Raw genomic sequence first — 19,505 nt, 5'->3', positions numbered from 1 at the left:
CTATCAATCCTTTCGCTATTTACCCATTCCAGAATGTGCAGGTGCAGCATTTTCAATCATTGTAAGCTTTCCTTCTTCATATAATTTTATTTCTGCTTCAATAGATCCACCTTTTCCATTGTACACTTTGATTTGTCCACCTTCTATTACTCGCTTAGCATTAGGTCCTATAAACCCAGTAATAACTACTTCTGCTCCTTTACTAACTACTTGCTGTCCTGCAGCGATTCCTGCTCCACCTGGTGCTGTTACTCCGTTATTTTCCATAAACTCGTATTCTTTTGTTTCAGTATCATAGATTGCAAAATATGGACATCTTCCAAATCTTGAATCCATCATAGCATCCTTTTCATTTCCCATACTTGTAATACAAATTTTCATTACTTAATCCCTCCTATTTTCTCTTCTACTTTGTTTGCAAAGCTTTCACAGAATCCAAAACGCATTTTTCCAAATACTTCAACTCTTCCTTCATCACATAAAGATACAAACTCAGGATCAATTGGAAGTTTTTCAATTACATCTATATCCATTTCTTTTGCTGCTTCTTCTACTTTACTTTCTCCAAATATGAAATGCTTTTTATTGCAATCTGGACATTCAAAATAACTCATATTTTCAACAATACCATAAATAGGTGTTGCCATCATTTTTGCCATATTTACAGATTTCTTTACAATCAATTTTACTAAATCTTGTGGAGAAGAAACTACTACAATACCATCCACTGGGAATGATTGCATAATCGTAAGGGGTACATCTCCTGTTCCTGGAGGCATATCAATAAGTAATACATCTAAATCTCCCCATGCTACATCTGTATAAAACTGCTTTACTGTTCCTGCAATCAATGGGCCTCTCCAAACTACAGGAGAATCCTCTTGATCTACTAATAAGTTTAATGATATTACTTTAATTCCTGTAACCGTCTCAACGGGTTGTATACTTTTTCCATCTGAATAAGCTCTTTGATTATTTACTCCGAATACTTTAGGAATACTAGGTCCTGTTATATCTGCATCCATAATTCCTACCTTATATCCTTTATTTTTAAGGGATACAGCCATTAAAGAAGTAACTGAACTCTTTCCTACTCCTCCTTTACCACTCATTACAGCGATAATTTTTTTAATATTTGTACCTTCCATTGGTTTCTCTTTTTGTATCATCTACATTCACTCCCATATATTCATTATTGGCATTTGCTAATTATAGTATACTCCATTTTTTGTTATTGTCAAATGCCAATTTGATTTTATTTGTAAAAAAATAATAAAATATTTTAAAATAGAATAAAATGGATATAAAATAGAATATATAGAATAATCAGTTTTCGAGGAGGGGATACAATGAAAGGAAAAAACATTATGCATCAACCTGTTATTACTTTTAAAATAAAAGATACTGTGGCTCATGCACTAAAAATAATGAATGAAAAGAATATCAATGGTGCTCCTGTTGTTGATGAAAAAAATGCATTAGCAGGAATGGTGGTAAAAGCAGATCTTTATAGATTTTTAATTTCACCAGGTCATTATGATACTTGTCCTTTAGAATGGGTAATGACGAAAGATGTAATCACTGCTCAAGAAGAAGAGGATATACTTACCATTTCCAAACGATTAAGAACAAACAACATCGTTGCCATGCCTATTGTGGAAGGTAAAAAAGTATTAGGTGTAGTCTCTTTTGAAGATATTATTGATTATTTTATTAGAAAGCAAGAAATAGATGATTGATATAAAAAAAGAGCTATTCCTAGCTCCTTTTTTAATCTATTCTGTTTTTATAGCCTCTAATGCACTTAAATTCATAGCACGCCTTGCTGGCAAGTATCCTGAAGTAATCCCAACAATAGTTGCAAAGGCTACTCCACCTAATGCTAATGTTATTGGAATAACAGAAATTCCGCAGCTTCCATCAATAGGACCCATATAACCACCTGATATTTTATTGAGTCCAAAGGATACAGCATAACTAATAATAATCCCTAATATGCCTCCAACAAAACCAATCATAGCTGCTTCAAATAAAAATAATCTTTTAATATCCGCTAAATTTGCTCCAATTACCTTCATAACTCCTATTTCTCTCGTTCTCTCATAAATACTCATAATCATGGTATTGGTAATTCCAATGGCCGCTACTAATAAACTCACCGCACCAATTCCACCAAGAATCGCCTGTACTTTTTTAGTTTGTTCTTGCATAGATTTTAACATGTCTGTCAAGCTATGAGCTTGAAATCCCATATCTTTTATCTTTTTTTGAATTTCTTCTACCGTTTGAATATCTGCTACCTTTACTTTTATTTGTTGATACTGATCTTCTTTCTCTGATGATCTTCTTCTTTCATGTCTCGCATCTTTGTCTTCTTTAATCAATTTTTCAAGATACGTAATATTCATATAGGCATTCCAATCTTTTTCACCACCACTTTCTTCTAAAAGCCCTACCCCTTTTGTTTTATGGGGTTTTGGTGGTTTATAATCCTCATCATACCGTCTTTGATTTCTTCTTTTTTCTCCATAATTCATATCTGATGTAACCATTAATTTACCATTAACTAATTTTACTTTTGGTTCTCCCGATCGATTGTATCTATCTCTTGATCTTGGATTATAAAAATCATAAACTGTTTCACTACCAAAAACCAAGGCTTCCTTATCTGATGACAAAAGAAGTCTCCCTTCCTTTACTCCAAATCCAAAGTCTTCCATAATATCGGGTTTTACACCAATTACATTTATACGGCCTAACATTTTCCCTGCTTGTATTTTAAGTTCCATTCGCTTTATAGGCATTACAGCTTTTACCCCAGGGATTTTTTCAAGCTTTGCAACGCCTTTATCATCAAGCTTTGCTTCTTTCTTAGCGTTTCTTGAACTATCATCATAATAGTATCTTGAAGCCCCGACTTCAATAACACTTAAATCTCCCATACTCTCAATCCACTCTCTATTGCTTTGATCCATAGCAATTCCTATAGACATCATAATCACAATAGAGCACGTTCCAATAATTACACCTAAAACCGTCAAAAAGGTTCTCGTCTTTTTTCTCCATAGGTTGTGAAAGCCCATTTTAAATAAGTCCCAACTATTCATCTATACTCACTTCCTCGGCTTTCTTTTTACGCTTTCTGCGTATTACAAAACCTATAATAGCAATAACTACACCACCTATTGAAATCCAAATCCATTTTTTTGATGAATTCTTTTCCATTCCTTCCATTTCCATACCTTCAGGAGGCATTGGTGGTTCTTCCATTTTTAGTGCTTCTATTTCAAAATCTTTTACAATCTCATAAGGATTTCCAACCGTATCTTCAAACTTAAATATTACTTTTCCTGCTGCTTTTCCTTCTTTTGTCGGCACAACAGAAACATCATAGTAATCGTCTTTCCCCGCTTCTACATTTCCTACATAGCTGCTTCCATCTTTTATTTCAAAATCCCCTTCTGTATGAATCATCATATTTCTTAGGGTACCTCTTCCTAAGTTGTAAAAGTCTACAGATAGGGAACAGTTCTCTCCTGTAAAAACTTCTTCTGGCAATTTCACATCAGATGTTTCAAATCTTACTTCTTGAATAACATTAACTCCTATTATTTCCTTCGCCGTATGTGCCTTTCCTGTACTATCTTCATATTCAATATCCGCATTTACATTATACATTTTTTGTTCTGCATCTGACTTAGCTTTTAATTTAATCGTCTTTTTAATACGAGCATTTGCACCTATTTCATTGATAAAAAATGAATTACTGCTTCCAACTGGTGCAAAAGTATCTCCTTCTGAGGTTATATTTACCTTAATATTTCTTACATTAATGCTTTTATTCGTATTCAAAAATGATAGAGTAAGTGGAAAGGTCTCTCCTGTTTTAATATATTCCTTCCCATAATTATAGTCATCTATAATAATCTTTGGTGTTAATTTTGAATGATCTCCTTTTACAAAAACACCTACATATTGACTTAAGGAATGATTTTCATCTGAATTTGATCCCTTTAGTCCATATTCTACATTGATTTTTACAGGATAATTTTTTGATTCAATGCCATCCTTAGCAAATAGCTTAAATTCCATAGGAGTAGCTTCCCCTGCGGCTAAAGCTTTTACATTTTTTATAGATGCTGATTTTGGTAGTATTTCAGCGCCTGCATCTACACTTACCTTTAAGTTTTTTGCATCTTTTCCTGATAAATTCTTTAAATCAAACTTAATCGTAAAATCTTCACTTGTATTGATTCCTTCTTCTGGATATACTAGGTTTTCAAATCCAAGATCTAATGTTTGATCTCCTTCTCCCTCTACAGGTACATAAATCTTTTTCTTTTTTTCATATTCATGTAAGTATTCATCCTTGTACTTCATCACAAGATCAAGTTCATAAGTACCACTCTTTAAATCTTCATTTGCATATATTTTTATTGGAACTTCTTTAAAATGCTTTGCAGGAATTTCTTTAATAGTAGGAATTTCAACATAACCATCTAATCGAATTCCATCTGCCTTAAGACCTTCAAAACTTAGTTTTAAATCTTGAGCTGCTGTTTCTCCTTCATTTTGAAGATCTAATGTCATTGTAGCTTTTTGTCCTGAAAATACACTATCGTCTTTATATTTTACATCCATAAGCTTCAAGGAAGGCTTATGTTTATTTTCTTGTATTTTTACATAAATAGTTTTTGATATATTCCCGCCCTCATAATTTACACTTACATTGATAGGATAAGTTTTTGCTTCTGCATTCATCGCAACTTTTAAGTAAAATGCCACATCTTCATCATTATGTCCATGTATAGATGAAATTCTTTTTGTTGCAGACATTTTTTCCATTTCAAAAGGAAAGTTTTTCAAATCACTTGTATCTAAAGATACCACTACATCCTTTGCACTGCCTGCACCAATATTTTCTATAGGAATCGCAAATCTTACTTCTTCTCCTGGTTCAAATGTAGGAACTTCTGCATTTCTTCCTACAATCAAGTTTGCACTTTCATCCCCCACAGCATATGAAATGATACTTCCTATATTACAAATACTTATCAACATCATCAAAATCAAAAAGCTGGTAATTGTCCTTCGCTTCATCCTTGTTCCCCCTTGTTTTTCCTATTTTTCTTCAATTTTTTCAATATTTCCATCTAGAATATAGACAACTTTATTTGCATATTCCGCAATACTTCTATCATGAGTTACTATGATCAATGTCTGATCATTTTCTTTTGCTATTTCTAGCATCAAATTCATAACTTCATGAGTTGTCTTAGAATCTAGGTTTCCTGTTGGTTCATCTGCAAAAATAATAGGCGGTTTGCTTACAAAAGCTCTAGCAATTCCTACACGTTGTTGTTGCCCTCCACTCATTTGGGTTGGCTTGTGTGTAATATATTTTTTAAGTCCAACAGCATCTAATACTTCCGAAGAAATCTTCTCTCTTTCCTTCTTTTTCATTCCCCTAAAGGTTAATGGCAAACTTACATTTTCAAGGGCTGTAAGTGCTGGTAATAGGTTATATGACTGAAAAATAAATCCAATAAACTTTTGTCGAAACTTTGCAAGCTGCTTCTCACTCATTTTCTCAACATTTTTGCCCTTGATCTTAATAACTCCTTTTGTTGGCTTTTCAAGACCTGCCATCATATTCAAAAGAGTAGACTTCCCTGAACCTGAAGTTCCTAAAAAGCAACAAACCTCTCCTTTTTTTATTTCCAGGGAAACATCATTTAAAGCTACTACCTTTTCATCCCCTACTCGATATACCTTTCGAACATTTTTTATTTCAACTATATTACTAATAATAATCCCCCCTTCTATCCCTTTATTTTATACTATTTTCACAGCCATAACCATTTTTTAATCTTACAAAGGTTCCTTCTAATCTTACAATTTTGTCACATTAAAATGTTTTTACCAATTTATAGTATACAACAAAATCACATAAAAATCGTTACAAAAACATTACAATCGACAGAATGAGTATAGATTCTATTAAAACATTCTTCTTTTATATTCGGCAATATAGTCCATTATATTTATTTACCCTTAAATTTATCTTAATAAAATCTTAAAATAACCTTAAAACTTACCCTATCTAGATAAAATAAAAGGAAGGTATAAAATGTAATGGATCAAGTAATCACCTTGCCCCATTCACACTTTATACCTTCCTTAATCACTCTCTATACTATTTTGTAGACCTTATACTATTTAATTATCTTTTTTAGTCTACAAACTTCACAGCTGTTCCATAAACAATTACTTCAGCAGCTCCCTGCATAATAGCACTAGTAGCATATCTTATATTAATGACCCCATCAGCCCCTAATTTTTCAGCTTCCTGTACCATTCTTTTAGTAGATATGGCTCTTGCCTCATCCATCATTTCTCTATAAGCTCCAAGTTCTCCTCCTACTAAAGTTTTTAATCCACTTAAAATATCTTTTCCCACATGCTTTGATTGTATTGTACTCCCTTTAACAATAGAAAGTGTTTCTAATTTTTTACCACTAATAAAATCAGTATTTACTAAGATCATCCTTATCTTCCTCCTTAATTTCTTTTATTCTTATATACATATTGTAAATCAGTGCTAATAATAAACTTAACAAAACAATAGATATAATTCCTATCAATATAAAAGAACCATTTACTTGCAACATAGCAGTAAATATGCCAAAAGCATAAAGTAACGCAATAATGGCAGCAATCATAGTTATTATAACTGTTATAACAATATTTTTCATTATCATCACCTTCAGATTGTATTTCTTTCATCTTATTATATGCTAAGGAGCTATAATCATTACAAATCTATTTTTTTCTATATAATACCTATATTATACACGAATTTCTATTTATATAAAGTAAAAAACAGTTCCTATATCCATAGAAACTGTTTTTCATTTTTTATCCTTGAAATCCTTCTAAAGGGTTTTTGCCTTCCTCCCAAGTATATTCAAAGAAACCATCTACTACATCTTTACTTAACTCTTCTAAAACAGGTGGATTCCATTTAGGATTTCTATCTTTATCTACTAATACGGAACGCACCCCTTCAAAGAAATCATGGCACTTCATAAAATTCATACTCATATCTAGCTCCATTTTAAAACAATCTACAAGGTCTTTTTCTTTTCCTTCTATCAACTGCTTTAAGGTAACTTTTAATGATGTCGGAGATTTTGTGCGTATTAATTTTGCTGTATCTTGTGCCCAAGTATCTCCTTCATTACTTGCTTCTTCTAATGATTTTACGATTTCCTCCATGGTATTATGAGCAAAATGCTGATTAATTTTTTCTTCGATTGATGCAATAGGTGCTTTTTTCAAAGATTTTTCACAGAATGTATCTAATAACCTACTTAACTCCTCTGATGCAGAAGCAGTAACCCATGATTTTTCTTCAATCGCCTTTTTTAAATCTTCCCACTTTGCACTTTCTAAATAATAATCAGCTCCACCAATATGTAAAACATCTGCAGGACCTATAGTTCTTGATGTAAGGGCAAGATATCTACCAAAAAACCCTGGCATTCTGCTTAAGAAATAGCTTCCACCAACATCTGGATAAAGTCCTATATTCATCTCTGGCATAGCCCATTTTGTCTTCTCTGTAACGATTTTATGCGTTGCAGGCATAGCAATTCCAACACCACCACCCATAACGATCCCATGCATCAATACTAAAATAGGTTTTGGATAAAGATACATAGTCAAATTCATACAATATTCTGTATAGAAAAATTTAAAAGCTAATTCTTCTACATTTGAATCTCTATGATCATAAAGGGCTCTTACATCTCCACCAGCACATAATGCCTTATCTCCTTCACCCGTTAAACAAATAAATGCTACCTTTTCATCCTCTTTCCATTCTAAAAGCTGCTTATATAACCCCTCTATCATCTCTACTGAAAGAGCATTTAACGCCTTTGGTCTATTTAGTTTAATAAATCCTACACCATTTTTTACTTCACATGAAAGATTTGACTGCTTAATCATTATATTCCTCCATCTCTTTTGATTTTTGTTTTATTTTTTAGTATTTCCTCATACTATTTGTTTACTCTAACAGTCTTCGCAAACGTTTGCGAGAAATGATAAAAAAACATAGGTCCAATAGGCCTATGTTTATTTTATCATACTCTGTCGAAATTTGTTTATTTATTTTTCAATTAATTTCCCAATATCTTTTCTATAATACATCTTATCAAAAGAAATTCTTGAAACATTTTCATATGCTTTTTTTCGAGCTTCATCGATAGTATCTCCCCAAGCAGTAACCCCTAGCACTCTTCCACCATTGGTTAATACTTTTCCGTCTACCATCTTTGTTCCTGCATGAAATACAAATGCATCCTCATCTATATCTAAAAGTCCTTGAATTTCTTTCCCCTTTTCATAATTTCCTGGATATCCTCCAGATGCTAGAACTACACAAACGGCCTTTTGCTCTTTCCATTTAATTTCCTGCTGCTTTAATCTTCCATCTAAGATACTCTCCATAATCTCTACTAAATCTGTCTCTAACCTTGAAAGTACCGTTTGAGTCTCAGGATCTCCAAATCGAACATTGAACTCTAAAACCTTTGCACTCTCTTTCGTAATCATAAGACCAACAAAGAGAATTCCTTTAAAATTCAGTCCATCTTTTTTAAATCCGTCAAGAGTAGGTACCAAGATTTTTTCTTTTACTTCTTCATCAAGCTTTTCATCATAAATAAGACTTGGTGAATAAGTTCCCATACCACCTGTATTAGGACCTTCATCTTCATCAAAAATCTTTTTATAATCCTGAGCACTTACCATAGGAACAATACTTTCCCCATCTACAAAGCACAATATGGAAGTTTCAATTCCTTTTAAAAATTCTTCAATAACTATTTTTTCTCCAGCTTCTCCGAACTTTTTATCTTTCATCATATCATCCATAGCTTTTAAAGCTTCGTCCTCATTCTCAGCTATGACAACCCCTTTTCCAGCTGCCAATCCGTCTGCTTTAATGACCATAGGATATCCATAAATACCTACTGCTTTTTTCGCTTCTTCAAAACTCGTAAACTCTTTATAATCCCCTGTAGGAATGTTGTGTCTATATAGAAAATCCTTCGTAAAAGCTTTGCTTCCCTCTAACTGTGCACATTCTTTGTTCGGACCAAAAACTTTTAAATTTTCCTCTTCAAAACGATCTACAATCCCCATTACTAATGGAACCTCTGGTCCTACAATCGTTAAATCTATTTGTTTTTCCTTTGCAAAAGTACAAAGACCTTCTATATCATCTACCTTAATTTCTACATTTTCAGCCATTGAATAAGTTCCTGCATTCCCTGGTGCACAGTAAATTTTATCTACCCTTGGGCTTTTATTTAACTTCCATACAATAGTATGTTCTCTACCACCACTACCGATTACTAAGATCTTCATGGCACTACCTCCTTCCATTAGTGCTTAAAGTGTCTCATTCCTGTAAACACCATTGCAATACCATATTTGTTCGCCATATCTATAGACTCTTGATCTCTTATAGAACCACCTGGTTGGATAATAGCTGTAATTCCTTTCTTAGCTGCAGCCTCTACACAATCTGAGAATGGGAAAAAAGCATCTGATGCCATAACACTGCCCTTTACAGATACATTGGATTGCTTCATGGCATTTTCTACTGCCCAGATTCTATTTACCTGTCCAGGTCCAATACCTATTGTCTGTCCATCTTTTGCAAGTACTATACCATTAGACTTAATATGCTTTACAATCTTCCATGCAAAAGTTAAATCTTCCATTTCCTTCTTGGTAGGAATTCTTTCTGTAACAACCTTTAATTCTTCTTCTCCATATAACTTATGATCAATCTCTTGAATTAATAATCCACCATTTACCTTCTTCATATCGATTGCATCTACTGATTGTTTTTGAGTAATATGAGGAAGTTCTAAAATTCTTATATTCTTTTTAGATTTTAAAATCTCTAATGCTTCCTCCTCAAATGCTGGAGCAATCACAATCTCTACAAATATTTTATTGATTTCTTTTGCTGTTCTTTTATCAATTGTACGATTTGCAGCAATAATTCCTCCAAAAATAGAAACAGGATCACACTTATAAGCTTTTAAATATGCATCGTAAATATCATATCCCGTTCCTACGCCACAAGCATTTGTATGCTTTACTGCTACTACTGTAGGCTCTGTATATTCTTTTAAAAGCTCTAATGCGCCATTTGTATCATTTATATTATTAAATGAAAGTTCCTTTCCATGAAGCTTTTTAGCTTCTACTAAAGAACCCTTATTCTCTCCCATTTCTTTGTAGAATACTGCCTTTTGATGAGGATTTTCTCCGTATCTTAAATCTTGTACCTTTTCATAGGTCATCGTAAGTACTTCTGGCATTTCTCCATTTATTTGTTTTCTTAAATAATTAGCTATTAATGCATCATAATGTGCTGTATGCTCAAATACCTTTAGTGCTAATCTATATTTTGTATCATAAGATACTTCTTCATTTTTTTCCAATTCTTCTATAATAGATGTATAATCGTCCGGATTACATACAACAGCTACATCCTTATGATTTTTTGCAGCACTTCTGAGCATTGTAGGTCCACCTATATCAATGTTTTCGATAGCTTCCTCTAGTGTTACATTCTCTTTTGATATCGTTTCTTTAAATGGATATAAATTGATGGCTACCAAATCAATAGGTGTAATATTTAATTCTTCTAACTGCCTTCTATGATTCTCATTATCTCTCATAGCAAGAATTCCTCCATGAACTGCTGGATGCAAGGTTTTTACTCTTCCATCAAGACATTCTGGAAAATCTGTAATATCTGATATAGGAATTACTTTTATACCATTTTCTGTAAGTACCTTTGATGTTCCTCCAGTAGATATGATTTCAACCCCCATACCAGCCAGTTTCTTTGCAAATTCAACTACTCCTCTTTTATCAGAAACACTGATTAAAGCACGTTTAATCATATTCAGCACCCCTTTTTATAAACTCTTAGTTACCTAAAACTCCGCAATTTTTCAATGCTTTTTTTATTTTTCTATGCATTTTCCACAGTAACACGCCTACCTATTACTTTTAATTTCCCTTCAGCAAATAACTTTACTGATAAAGGTAAAATTTCATGTTCTACCTCTAATACTCTTTTTGCTACATCCTCTGCTGTATCAGCATCTTTCACTTCCACACTCTTTTGCATAATTACAGGACCTGTATCTGTTCCTTCATCTACAAAATGTACTGTTGCACCTGTTAATTTTACTCCATATTCAATGACTGCTTCGTGTACCTTCTTCCCATAAAATCCTTTCCCACAAAAGCTAGGAATCAAAGAAGGATGAATATTCATCATTCTATTTTTATATTTTTCAACCATATTCTTATCTAAAATGCTCATATATCCTGCAAGAACAATTAAGTCAATTTGTTTGTCTTCTAGGATTTGGAGTATTTTTAAATTTCGTTCGTTTAAATCCGGGAAGTTTTCCTTCCCTATATAAACCCCTTCTATTCCATGCTTCTTAGCTCTCTTTAGGGCATACGCATCTTCTTTACTAGAAATAACGACACCTATTTGTCCATCTATATTCCCATTCTCAATATGATCAATAATAGATTGAAGATTTGTTCCTCCACCAGATACAAGTACAGCTATATTTATTTTTGACATAAGCTAACGCCATCCTTTGAAGTAACGCTTCCGATCATATAAGCTTTTTCATCTAAATCTTTTAAATATTCAATGGTGTTCTCAGCGTCTTTCTCTGAAACAACCATAATCATTCCTATTCCCATATTGAAAGTACTAAACATTTCTTTTGTTTCCATATTCCCCAGTCGTTGCATTAAATTAAAAATAGGAAGTACCTCCCAGCTACCTAAATGAACGTCTACCCCAAGTCCTTCTGGAAGAACTCTTGGAATATTTTCATAAAACCCACCGCCTGTCATGTGAACCATTCCCTTTACATTGAAGTTTTCCATGACTTTACTACAAACATCCACATAAATTCTAGTAGGCTTAAGTAATTCTTCTCCTAACGTACATCCTAATTCTTCTATATCTTGATCTACTTTGTATCCTAATGTATCAAAAAACAATTTTCTAACTAATGAATAACCATTACTATGAATACCACTAGAAGGAAGACCAATAAGTACATCGCCTTCTTTAATACTTGATCCATCAATCATTTTTTCTTTATCTACAATCCCTACTGCAAAGCCTGCCATGTCATATTCTCCATCACTATAAAACCCTGGCATTTCTGCTGTTTCTCCTCCGATAAGAGAAGACTTTGCATACATACACCCATCTGCTATACCCTTTACAATATCCGCAATGTGTTCAGACTTTAATTTTCCTGTTGCAACATAATCAAGGAAAAATAGAGGCTTTGCTCCTTGACATAAAATATCATTTACACACATGGCTACACAATCTTGTCCTACTGTATCATGTTTGTCCATTAAAAATGCAATCTTAAGCTTCGTCCCTACCCCATCTGTTCCTGATACTAATACAGGTTTTTTATATCCTTCTAAGTCTAATTCAAATAATCCACCGAATCCCCCTAAACCACAAAGAACATTTTTCGTAAAGGTCTTTTGAACATGTTCCTTCATAAGCTTCACTGCTCTTGCACCTTCAGTTACATCTACACCTGCATCTTTATACGTTAACTTTTTCATAATATCCCCTCTATCTTTTCTCAAATAAGTATTTGCTTCCTTGTTTTGGAACTTCCATAGGATAATCTCCACTAAAACATGCGCTGCAAAGACTTCCTCCATCCATATGGATCGATTCAACCAATCCATCTATACTTAAGTAACCTAAGCTATCTGCACCTATCATTTCTCTGATTTCTTCTACTGAATGGACAGCTCCTACAAGATTTTTTCTAGTAGGTGTATCAATTCCAAAATAACAGGAATATTTTACGGGTGGTGAACATACCCTTACGTGAACTTCCTTTGCACCTGCATGCTTTAGCATGTCAACAATTTGTTTACTTGTTGTTCCTCTTACAATAGAATCATCCACCATGACTAATCTTTTTCCCTTAATATTTTCCTTTAATACATTCAACTTTAATCTTACGCTTCGCTCACGCATTCTTTGATCTGGTTGTATAAAAGTTCTTCCTACATATCTATTTTTGATAAGCCCTTCGCCAAAAGGAATCTTTGATTCTTGTGCATAACCGATGGCTGCCACCGTTCCAGAATCTGGTACTGCAATAACCAAATCTGCATCTACTGGATGCTCTTTTGCAAGAATTTTCCCTGCGTTTCTTCTGGCTACATATACACTTTGTCCATCTAATGTGCTATCTGGTCTCGCAAAATAAACAAATTCAAAAGAACACAATGCCTTTTTAGCGTTCTTGTTATATTGTATGCTTTTTATTTCATTATTCTCAATAATAATCATTTCCCCAGGGGCAATATCCCTTATAAACTCTGCACCAATTACATGAAAAGCACAGCTTTCTGAAGATAATACATATCCACCATCAATCTTTCCAAGGCATAAAGGTCTAAGTCCATGGGGATCTCTAAGCCCAATCAGCTTATCTTTACAAGTAATCACCAATGCATAAGAACCTCTAATTTCCTTCATAGTATTCTTGATAGCTTCTTCTATGCCCATCTTATGATTTCTTGCAATCATATTGGCAATGACTTCACTGTCAATGCTCGTCTGAAAAATAACACCATCATCCTCAAGCTTTTCTCTTATCATATTAGCATTTACTAGATTTCCATTATGAGCAAGAGCTATAGCTCCACCTTTATGATGTACAACCAAAGGCTGTGCATTTGTTACATAGCTTTCTCCTGTAGTAGAATATCTTACATGTCCTATGGCTACATCTCCTTGAAGTCTTTCAATAATCTCATCAGAAAAAACCTCTTGAACCAATCCCATTTCCTTATAATAATGAATTTCTCCAGCCTTGTTTGCAGCAATCCCAGCACTCTCCTGCCCTCTGTGCTGCAACGCATGTAGTCCAAAATAAGCTAGTTGAGATATATTCTCTATTCCTGGAGCATAAATACCTATAATCCCACATTCCTCTTTTAATTTGTCTAAATCCACTCCATTAACCATAATTCCCTCCTAAAGGTTTTTTCTATTTGTTAATTCTATCTAATACTTCTTGGTAAGTTTCTTCCACATTTCCTAAATCTCTTCTAAATCTATCCTTATCCATTTTTTTATTTGTTTCTTTATCCCATAGTCTACAAGTATCTGGAGAGATTTCATCCGCTAAAATCACATTTCCTTCATATAGTCCAAATTCTAATTTAAAATCAATTAATTTTAATCCTCTTTCAATGAAAAATTCTTTTAATACTTCGTTTACCTTAAATGTATATTCTTTTACCTTTTCTACTTGTTCTTTTGTAGCAAGCTCCATAGCATATACATGGTAATCATTAATTAATGGATCTCCTAATTCATCATTTTTATAGCAGAATTCTAAAACTGTTTCATTCAATTCTTTTCCTTCTTCTATTCCAAGTCTTTTGGATAATGATCCTGCAGCAACATTTCTTATGATTACTTCAAGGGGTAGTATTTTTACAGCCTTTACAAGAGTTTCTCTGTCATTTAATAATTCTTCAAGATGAGTAGGAACCCCTTTTTCTTCTAGGATTTTAAATAATAATGCTGACATTTTATTATTGACAATTCCCTTATCATGGATTGTTCCCTTTTTTACACCATTAAAAGCAGTTGCATCATCTTTGTATTCTACAATATATCTTTTTTCATCACTCGTTTTAAATACCTTTTTTGCCTTTCCTTCATAAAGCATTGCTAATTTTTCCATATTCCCATCCTCCTATTTTTATATTCATATTTTAAAAGTAAATATTTTTAATATTATCAAATTCCTTACAGTCCCTTAATAAAAAAATCCATGAATTTCTTACACTCTTTTATTTATTTAAAAACATCTCATCTTTCTCAATTACTTCTTTTTCTTGCATCTCTCTAAAAGCTTTTAACTTTTCGCGAAGCACTGGATATTTTGTAGATAATATTTGTATAGCTAAAAGTGCTGCATTTTCTGCTCCATTGATTGCAACTGTTGCTACAGGAATCCCCTTTGGCATTTGCACAATAGATAATAATGAATCTAATCCATCCATTGTTGATGATTTTATAGGAAGTCCTATAACAGGTAATGTTGTGAACGCAGCTATTACCCCTGGTAAGTGAGCAGCTTTTCCAGCAGCTCCAATAATGACTTCAACCCCTTTTTCTTCAGCACCTTTAGCAAATTCCATAGCACGATTTGGTGTTCTATGGGCTGAAATCACACGCACTTGAGTTTCTATACCAAAATCCTTTAAAACTTTCTCTGTCTTTTCAACTACCTTATAATCTGAATCACTTCCCATGATCATTGCAACCTTCATCATTTTACCTCCTCATAATTTTAGCTTTTATTCTACTATTTTAATCTATTTTTTTATTTTCAATCCTTTTTATAGCTTTATTTTGTTTGAATTTCAAAATCTTCATTCATATTTTAGACAGAAAAAGCCCGATATAGACCTTTCATCTATCTCGGGCTATTTAATTTAACCAGCTATGTGCTTAAAAATAAATAGTGCTGCCACAACATACATCATTGGATGTACTTCTTTTGTTCTTCCTGCTATAGCTTTTAAAAGCACATAGGAAATCACACCAAATACAAGTCCTTCTGCAATACTATAAGTTAAAGGCATCATGATGATGGTTAAGAACGCTGGAATAGCCTCTGTAAAATCATCAAAATTAATTTTAAGTATTGGACTCATCATAAACATGCCTACTATAACTAACACAGCTGCAGTAGCTTGTGGTGGAACAGCAGTAAATATCGGTGCAAGTACAATAGATCCTAAGAACAAACATCCTGTTGTAAAGGAAGTTAAACCAGTTCTTCCTCCTTCTGCAACTCCTGATGCACTTTCAACAAAGGTAGTTACTGTACTTGTTCCAAGCACTGATCCAACAGTTGTACCAATAGCATCTGCAAACAATGCTTGTTTAACTTTCGGAATTCTTCCATTTTCATCTATCATATTTGCCTTTGTAGATACACCAATTAATGTTCCTAATGTATCAAATAAATCTACAAACAAGAAGGTAAATACTACAAGTACCATATTCCAAGATAAAATCTCTTCCATTCCAACAAATTGCCAAAAGATAGGCTTTATAGATGGAGGTGTACTAATAAAACTAGCTGGCATAGCTGTTTTTCCAATAATGACACCACCAATAGTTGTAATAATCATGCCGATTAGCAAAGCACCTTTTACATTTTTCACAAGCAATACCCCTGTTATAATAATAGCTACTAATGCTAATAACACGCCAGGATCCTTCACATTTCCAAGTCCTACTAACACTGCATCATTTTTTACGATAATACCAGCACTTTGAAATCCTATAAAAGCAATAAACAAACCAATACCAACGCTTACTGCATTTTTTATGACCATAGGCATTCCATTAATAATGGCCTCACGAACATTTGTTAAAGTAAGTATGATAAATATAAGTCCTTCAATTAAAACTGCAGTTAAAGCAAACTGCCAACTATATCCCATTCCCAAACATACAGAAAAAGCAAAGAATGCATTTAGTCCCATCCCAGGTGCCAATGCAAATGGAAGATTTGCCATAAATGCCATTAAAAATGTAGCAAATGCTGCTGAAAGAGCTGTAGCCGTAAACACTGCTCCTTGATCCATCCCTGTAACACTTAATATGTTTGGATTAACAACTAAAATATACGCCATTGTCATAAAAGTTGTAACCCCAGCAACAATTTCAGTCTTTACAGTTGTTTTTTTCTCAGATAACTTAAATAAGCTTTCCAACATTCCTGAATCCGCTTTTTTCGTTGTACTTTCCATCGTCTCTCTCCTCCTTGTTTTTGGGGATTATTTCCATTTATATAAAACACGAAAACCCGAACGGGAAGGTCATTACTCATAAAGTGAAACCTCCCCGTCCGGGCTTTTATCCCCACGGTGTAGTATTACAAAATGCAATACTCGTATCACTCGGACCTGACACCTAATGGCCGGAACCCTAGATACGCTTTCACCCATAGTCAGACAATTTACGGTTGCCTGGTAGAGACTCTCGGACCCTATTTCCGAAATTATATGAGTAGTTCATTTAATTTTCATTTATTTTTTCTTGCACTATTATCATACCAAAGGGGATTTTTTTCGTCAATAGTTTTTTCGAATGTTTTTAAAGTTTTTTTGTAATTAATCTGTACAAACACGAACATTCTTTTCTTTTATTTTGTTTATAATTCTTATTTTGTATATTTTATCACTTTTTTATCCTTGTTATAGGTTTAATCATAAAGAAAGTAAAATTTAGAACTACCGCAAAACAATAAATTCTAAAAAATATTGTGTATGTGGTTTATTTTCTAGGAAATCTATATATAGCATATTTTTGTATTCTCTAAAATATAATTATCTAAGGTTGGTTTTATATACAAGATAAAGTTTTTTCGTATTTTTTATAGGACTTTAGCAATTCTAGGAGGTATTCTGATGAATAAAAAAAATGATATTACAAAAAAAAATGTTTCCCATCATCACATCTTTAAAACTTTTTATTTAAAAGTTTTTAAAGTTGCTGACAAAAAAACAGAAGAAGCTCAACTCCTATGTGATATAAAATCTGCCCTTAGAGAATGGAAAAATGCAGAGAATATTTTTCAATTTGTAACAAGTCCTGATTTAATAGATCATGCCATCTATAGAATAGAAGCTGCAAAACTAAGATATATTCATCTTATAAAATTAGCAAAAAAAATGAATATGAAAGGGATTCTATAAAAAAAGACATCTCCTTAGCTTGCTTCTAAGGAAATGTCTATATTTTATGATTCTATTTTTTTATTTTATAACTTGCATTTATTTTAATATAGTTCAACTTCTTCGTCTTTTTTTTGCTCTATCTTTTCTTGCTTAAGCACTTGGTTTACATCTACTTTATTTTTAAGCAAATCTAATAAATTGATTCCCGTTGTAGCTTCTACAACCTCAGGTACTTGTGATACCATACTAGTGATATAATTTGAAACCTTGGCAGCGCCATTGTTTTTACCCTCTCCTCCATTATCCACAATAACAATTTTTTCTGTTTTTGAAAGAGGCTCTGAAATGCTTTTTGCAATCTCTGGTAATTTTTCAACAAGCATTTGAATAACAGCTGCTTCGTTGTATTGTTGAAATGCTTCTGCTTTCTTCGCCATGGCTTCCGCTTCAGCTAAACCTTTTTGTTCAATAACCTTCGCTTGTGCTTCCCCTTCTAATTTAACAGCTTCAGCCTTAGCTTGCCCTTCAATCTTAATCCCTGTAGCCCGTGCTTCCGCTTCTTGAATTTCTTTAAATCTTCTTGCTTCTGCTTCTAATTTCATGGCTTGTGCTCTGGCTTCTGCTTCTTGAATATCCTTATATTTTTGTGCTTCTGCTTGTTTTTTTACACTTGCTTCAAGTTCTCTTTCACGTCTTGCAGCTTCTTTTTCTGCAATGTCTATAGCTCTTTCCTTTTTAAGAAGTTCTACTGCCATTTCTGTTTCAGTTACTTCTTTTTTAACTTTGTTTCCCTCAATTTCATAAGCTAGGTCAGCTTTTGCTTTTTCTGTTTCTTGATCTTTTCTGTATCCTTGTACTTTTAACTCTTTATCCTTACTAAATTCTGCAATTTCTGTCTCTGCTGCGAGTCTTGCCTTTTCTCCTTCTTTAAAAGCTATAGCTGTATTGACTTTTGCTTCTCTTTGAGCTTGCGCTTTTTTAATATCTCTTTCAGCACTTGCATTAGCTTCAGCAATTTCTGCATCTCTTTTTACTTCTGCAATTCTTTTCTTTCCTAAAGCTTCTAAGTATCCATTAGTATCAGATATATCTTTAATGGTAAATGCTTTTATTTCAAGTCCCATTCCTGCAAGGTCTAATGCTGCTACCTCTTGAACCTGAGAAGCAAATTTTTCTCTGTCTTTGTGAATTTCTTCCACTGTCATTTTTGAAATAATCTCACGTAATTTTCCCTCTAATACATCCTTTGCCGTCTCTTTTACAAATTCAATGGTTTCTGCTTCACGACCTGTATTAAATTGCTCTACTGATGAATAAATAGATTCCTCATCTGATTTTACCTTAATAACAGTAACCCCATCTACAATAATTCCTACCCCTTGTTCTGTTAATGCTCTTTCTGTTCTAATATCAATTTTCATATTTTCTAGAGAAATAACATCCGTTCTTTCAAATAAAGGGATTACTAATCCCCCGCCACCAGAGATTACTCTCTTCTTTAAACCTGTTACAACAATTGCCTTATCTTGTGGAACCTTTCTCCACATGGATAAAACACCAATTACTAAAACAATAATCACCCCTACTATTCCTATAGGGATTAAATATTGCCCCAT

At 33.2% G+C, this 19,505-nt stretch carries 19 protein-coding genes and 1 riboswitch; of the genes, 2 read left to right on the top strand and 17 right to left on the bottom strand.

Annotated elements, in window-relative coordinates:
* Positions 1-15: 15 nt before the first annotated feature.
* Together K7H06_RS01550 and K7H06_RS01545 are read right to left on the bottom strand one after the other, a co-directional pair.
* Positions 16-381: a NifB/NifX family molybdenum-iron cluster-binding protein gene (locus K7H06_RS01550; protein WP_223038231.1), complete on the bottom strand. Its 366-nt coding sequence runs from the start codon at positions 379-381 to the stop codon at positions 16-18.
* Positions 381-1,169, bottom strand: coding sequence for an Mrp/NBP35 family ATP-binding protein (locus tag K7H06_RS01545; protein WP_223038230.1), 789 nt, complete (start codon positions 1,167-1,169; stop codon positions 381-383). The genes K7H06_RS01550 and K7H06_RS01545 overlap by 1 nt, the downstream gene beginning before the upstream one ends.
* Before the next feature lie 180 nt (positions 1,170-1,349).
* On the opposite strand from K7H06_RS01545, the gene K7H06_RS01540 reads away from it, so the two are divergent.
* Complete coding sequence (locus K7H06_RS01540) at positions 1,350-1,739, top strand: CBS domain-containing protein (protein ID WP_223038229.1); 390 nt, start codon at positions 1,350-1,352, stop codon at positions 1,737-1,739.
* A 36-nt stretch (positions 1,740-1,775) separates the two neighbouring features.
* Here K7H06_RS01540 and K7H06_RS01535 read toward each other — a convergent pair whose 3' ends face one another.
* From K7H06_RS01535 to K7H06_RS01470, 14 genes are all read right to left on the bottom strand, one after another.
* Complete coding sequence (locus tag K7H06_RS01535; RefSeq protein ID WP_223038228.1) at positions 1,776-3,107, bottom strand: ABC transporter permease; 1,332 nt, start codon at positions 3,105-3,107, stop codon at positions 1,776-1,778.
* Positions 3,100-5,100 (bottom strand): COG1361 S-layer family protein, encoded by a 2,001-nt coding sequence (locus K7H06_RS01530; protein WP_223038227.1) that lies wholly within the window; start codon positions 5,098-5,100, stop codon positions 3,100-3,102. Before K7H06_RS01530 ends, K7H06_RS01535 begins: the two co-directional genes overlap by 8 nt.
* A 21-nt stretch (positions 5,101-5,121) precedes the next feature.
* Positions 5,122-5,718, bottom strand: a complete 597-nt coding sequence (locus K7H06_RS01525; protein WP_484795927.1) for an ABC transporter ATP-binding protein — start codon at positions 5,716-5,718, stop codon at positions 5,122-5,124.
* Between the two features lie 514 nt (positions 5,719-6,232).
* Positions 6,233-6,547, bottom strand: coding sequence for a YbjQ family protein (locus K7H06_RS01520; RefSeq protein WP_223038226.1), 315 nt, complete (start codon positions 6,545-6,547; stop codon positions 6,233-6,235).
* Entirely contained in the window at positions 6,528-6,755 is a 228-nt protein-coding gene (locus K7H06_RS01515) for a hypothetical protein (protein WP_223038225.1), read from the bottom strand. The genes K7H06_RS01520 and K7H06_RS01515 overlap by 20 nt, the downstream gene beginning before the upstream one ends.
* Before the next feature lie 163 nt (positions 6,756-6,918).
* Entirely contained in the window at positions 6,919-8,013 is a 1,095-nt protein-coding gene (locus tag K7H06_RS01510; RefSeq protein ID WP_223038224.1) for an enoyl-CoA hydratase/isomerase family protein, read from the bottom strand.
* Positions 8,014-8,175: 162 nt separating this feature from the next.
* Positions 8,176-9,438 carry a phosphoribosylamine--glycine ligase gene (purD, locus tag K7H06_RS01505; protein ID WP_223038223.1) on the bottom strand — a complete coding sequence of 421 codons (1,263 nt, stop codon included), beginning with the start codon at positions 9,436-9,438 and terminating at the stop codon, positions 8,176-8,178.
* A gap of 17 nt (positions 9,439-9,455) precedes the next feature.
* On the bottom strand, positions 9,456-10,997 hold the full coding sequence (purH, locus tag K7H06_RS01500) for a bifunctional phosphoribosylaminoimidazolecarboxamide formyltransferase/IMP cyclohydrolase (protein ID WP_223038222.1): 1,542 nt from the start codon (positions 10,995-10,997) through the stop codon (positions 9,456-9,458).
* A gap of 71 nt (positions 10,998-11,068) precedes the next feature.
* Positions 11,069-11,698 carry a phosphoribosylglycinamide formyltransferase gene (purN, locus tag K7H06_RS01495; protein WP_223038221.1) on the bottom strand — a complete coding sequence of 210 codons (630 nt, stop codon included), beginning with the start codon at positions 11,696-11,698 and terminating at the stop codon, positions 11,069-11,071.
* Positions 11,686-12,720 carry a phosphoribosylformylglycinamidine cyclo-ligase gene (purM, locus tag K7H06_RS01490; protein WP_223038220.1) on the bottom strand — a complete coding sequence of 345 codons (1,035 nt, stop codon included), beginning with the start codon at positions 12,718-12,720 and terminating at the stop codon, positions 11,686-11,688. The genes purN and purM overlap by 13 nt, the downstream gene beginning before the upstream one ends.
* A 10-nt stretch (positions 12,721-12,730) precedes the next feature.
* Positions 12,731-14,146: an amidophosphoribosyltransferase gene (gene purF, locus K7H06_RS01485; RefSeq protein ID WP_223038219.1), complete on the bottom strand. Its 1,416-nt coding sequence runs from the start codon at positions 14,144-14,146 to the stop codon at positions 12,731-12,733.
* Between the two features lie 22 nt (positions 14,147-14,168).
* Positions 14,169-14,873 (bottom strand): phosphoribosylaminoimidazolesuccinocarboxamide synthase, encoded by a 705-nt coding sequence (gene purC / locus K7H06_RS01480; protein WP_223038218.1) that lies wholly within the window; start codon positions 14,871-14,873, stop codon positions 14,169-14,171.
* A 109-nt stretch (positions 14,874-14,982) separates the two neighbouring features.
* The gene (gene purE / locus K7H06_RS01475) at positions 14,983-15,468 is read right to left on the bottom strand and encodes a 5-(carboxyamino)imidazole ribonucleotide mutase (RefSeq protein ID WP_223038217.1); all 486 of its coding nucleotides are present in this window, start codon (positions 15,466-15,468) and stop codon (positions 14,983-14,985) included.
* A gap of 162 nt (positions 15,469-15,630) precedes the next feature.
* Positions 15,631-16,923, bottom strand: a complete 1,293-nt coding sequence (locus K7H06_RS01470; protein ID WP_223039900.1) for an NCS2 family permease — start codon at positions 16,921-16,923, stop codon at positions 15,631-15,633.
* Between the two features lie 213 nt (positions 16,924-17,136).
* A riboswitch (purine riboswitch) is annotated at positions 17,137-17,238 on the bottom strand.
* Between the two features lie 381 nt (positions 17,239-17,619).
* On the opposite strand from K7H06_RS01470, the gene K7H06_RS01465 reads away from it, so the two are divergent.
* On the top strand, positions 17,620-17,907 hold the full coding sequence (locus tag K7H06_RS01465) for a DUF2508 family protein (protein ID WP_223038216.1): 288 nt from the start codon (positions 17,620-17,622) through the stop codon (positions 17,905-17,907).
* A gap of 83 nt (positions 17,908-17,990) precedes the next feature.
* Here K7H06_RS01465 and K7H06_RS01460 read toward each other — a convergent pair whose 3' ends face one another.
* On the bottom strand, positions 17,991-19,505 hold the full coding sequence (locus K7H06_RS01460) for a flotillin family protein (protein WP_223038215.1): 1,515 nt from the start codon (positions 19,503-19,505) through the stop codon (positions 17,991-17,993).

The sequence above is a fragment of the Crassaminicella profunda genome (assembly GCF_019884785.1).
GTDB classification, from domain to species: Bacteria; Bacillota; Clostridia; order Peptostreptococcales; family Thermotaleaceae; genus Crassaminicella; species Crassaminicella profunda.
This window is presented reverse-complemented; position numbering and strand designations above follow the sequence as displayed.

What these genes read in the sequence shown, in the direction of transcription:
- K7H06_RS01550 (WP_223038231.1), bottom strand. Translation starts at nt 381, where the DNA reads ATGAAAATTTGTATTACAAGTATGGGAAATGAAAAGGATGCTATGATG.
- K7H06_RS01545 (WP_223038230.1), bottom strand. Translation starts at nt 1,169, where the DNA reads ATGATACAAAAAGAGAAACCAATGGAAGGTACAAATATTAAAAAAATT.
- K7H06_RS01540 (WP_223038229.1), top strand. Translation starts at nt 1,350, where the DNA reads ATGAAAGGAAAAAACATTATGCATCAACCTGTTATTACTTTTAAAATA.
- K7H06_RS01535 (WP_223038228.1), bottom strand. Translation starts at nt 3,107, where the DNA reads ATGAATAGTTGGGACTTATTTAAAATGGGCTTTCACAACCTATGGAGA.
- K7H06_RS01530 (WP_223038227.1), bottom strand. Translation starts at nt 5,100, where the DNA reads ATGAAGCGAAGGACAATTACCAGCTTTTTGATTTTGATGATGTTGATA.
- K7H06_RS01520 (WP_223038226.1), bottom strand. Translation starts at nt 6,547, where the DNA reads ATGATCTTAGTAAATACTGATTTTATTAGTGGTAAAAAATTAGAAACA.
- K7H06_RS01515 (WP_223038225.1), bottom strand. Translation starts at nt 6,755, where the DNA reads ATGAAAAATATTGTTATAACAGTTATAATAACTATGATTGCTGCCATT.
- K7H06_RS01510 (WP_223038224.1), bottom strand. Translation starts at nt 8,013, where the DNA reads ATGATTAAGCAGTCAAATCTTTCATGTGAAGTAAAAAATGGTGTAGGA.
- purD (WP_223038223.1), bottom strand. Translation starts at nt 9,438, where the DNA reads ATGAAGATCTTAGTAATCGGTAGTGGTGGTAGAGAACATACTATTGTA.
- purH (WP_223038222.1), bottom strand. Translation starts at nt 10,997, where the DNA reads ATGATTAAACGTGCTTTAATCAGTGTTTCTGATAAAAGAGGAGTAGTT.
- purN (WP_223038221.1), bottom strand. Translation starts at nt 11,698, where the DNA reads ATGTCAAAAATAAATATAGCTGTACTTGTATCTGGTGGAGGAACAAAT.
- purM (WP_223038220.1), bottom strand. Translation starts at nt 12,720, where the DNA reads ATGAAAAAGTTAACGTATAAAGATGCAGGTGTAGATGTAACTGAAGGT.
- purF (WP_223038219.1), bottom strand. Translation starts at nt 14,146, where the DNA reads ATGGTTAATGGAGTGGATTTAGACAAATTAAAAGAGGAATGTGGGATT.
- purC (WP_223038218.1), bottom strand. Translation starts at nt 14,873, where the DNA reads ATGGAAAAATTAGCAATGCTTTATGAAGGAAAGGCAAAAAAGGTATTT.
- purE (WP_223038217.1), bottom strand. Translation starts at nt 15,468, where the DNA reads ATGATGAAGGTTGCAATGATCATGGGAAGTGATTCAGATTATAAGGTA.
- K7H06_RS01465 (WP_223038216.1), top strand. Translation starts at nt 17,620, where the DNA reads ATGAATAAAAAAAATGATATTACAAAAAAAAATGTTTCCCATCATCAC.
- K7H06_RS01460 (WP_223038215.1), bottom strand. Translation starts at nt 19,505, where the DNA reads ATGGGGCAATATTTAATCCCTATAGGAATAGTAGGGGTGATTATTGTT.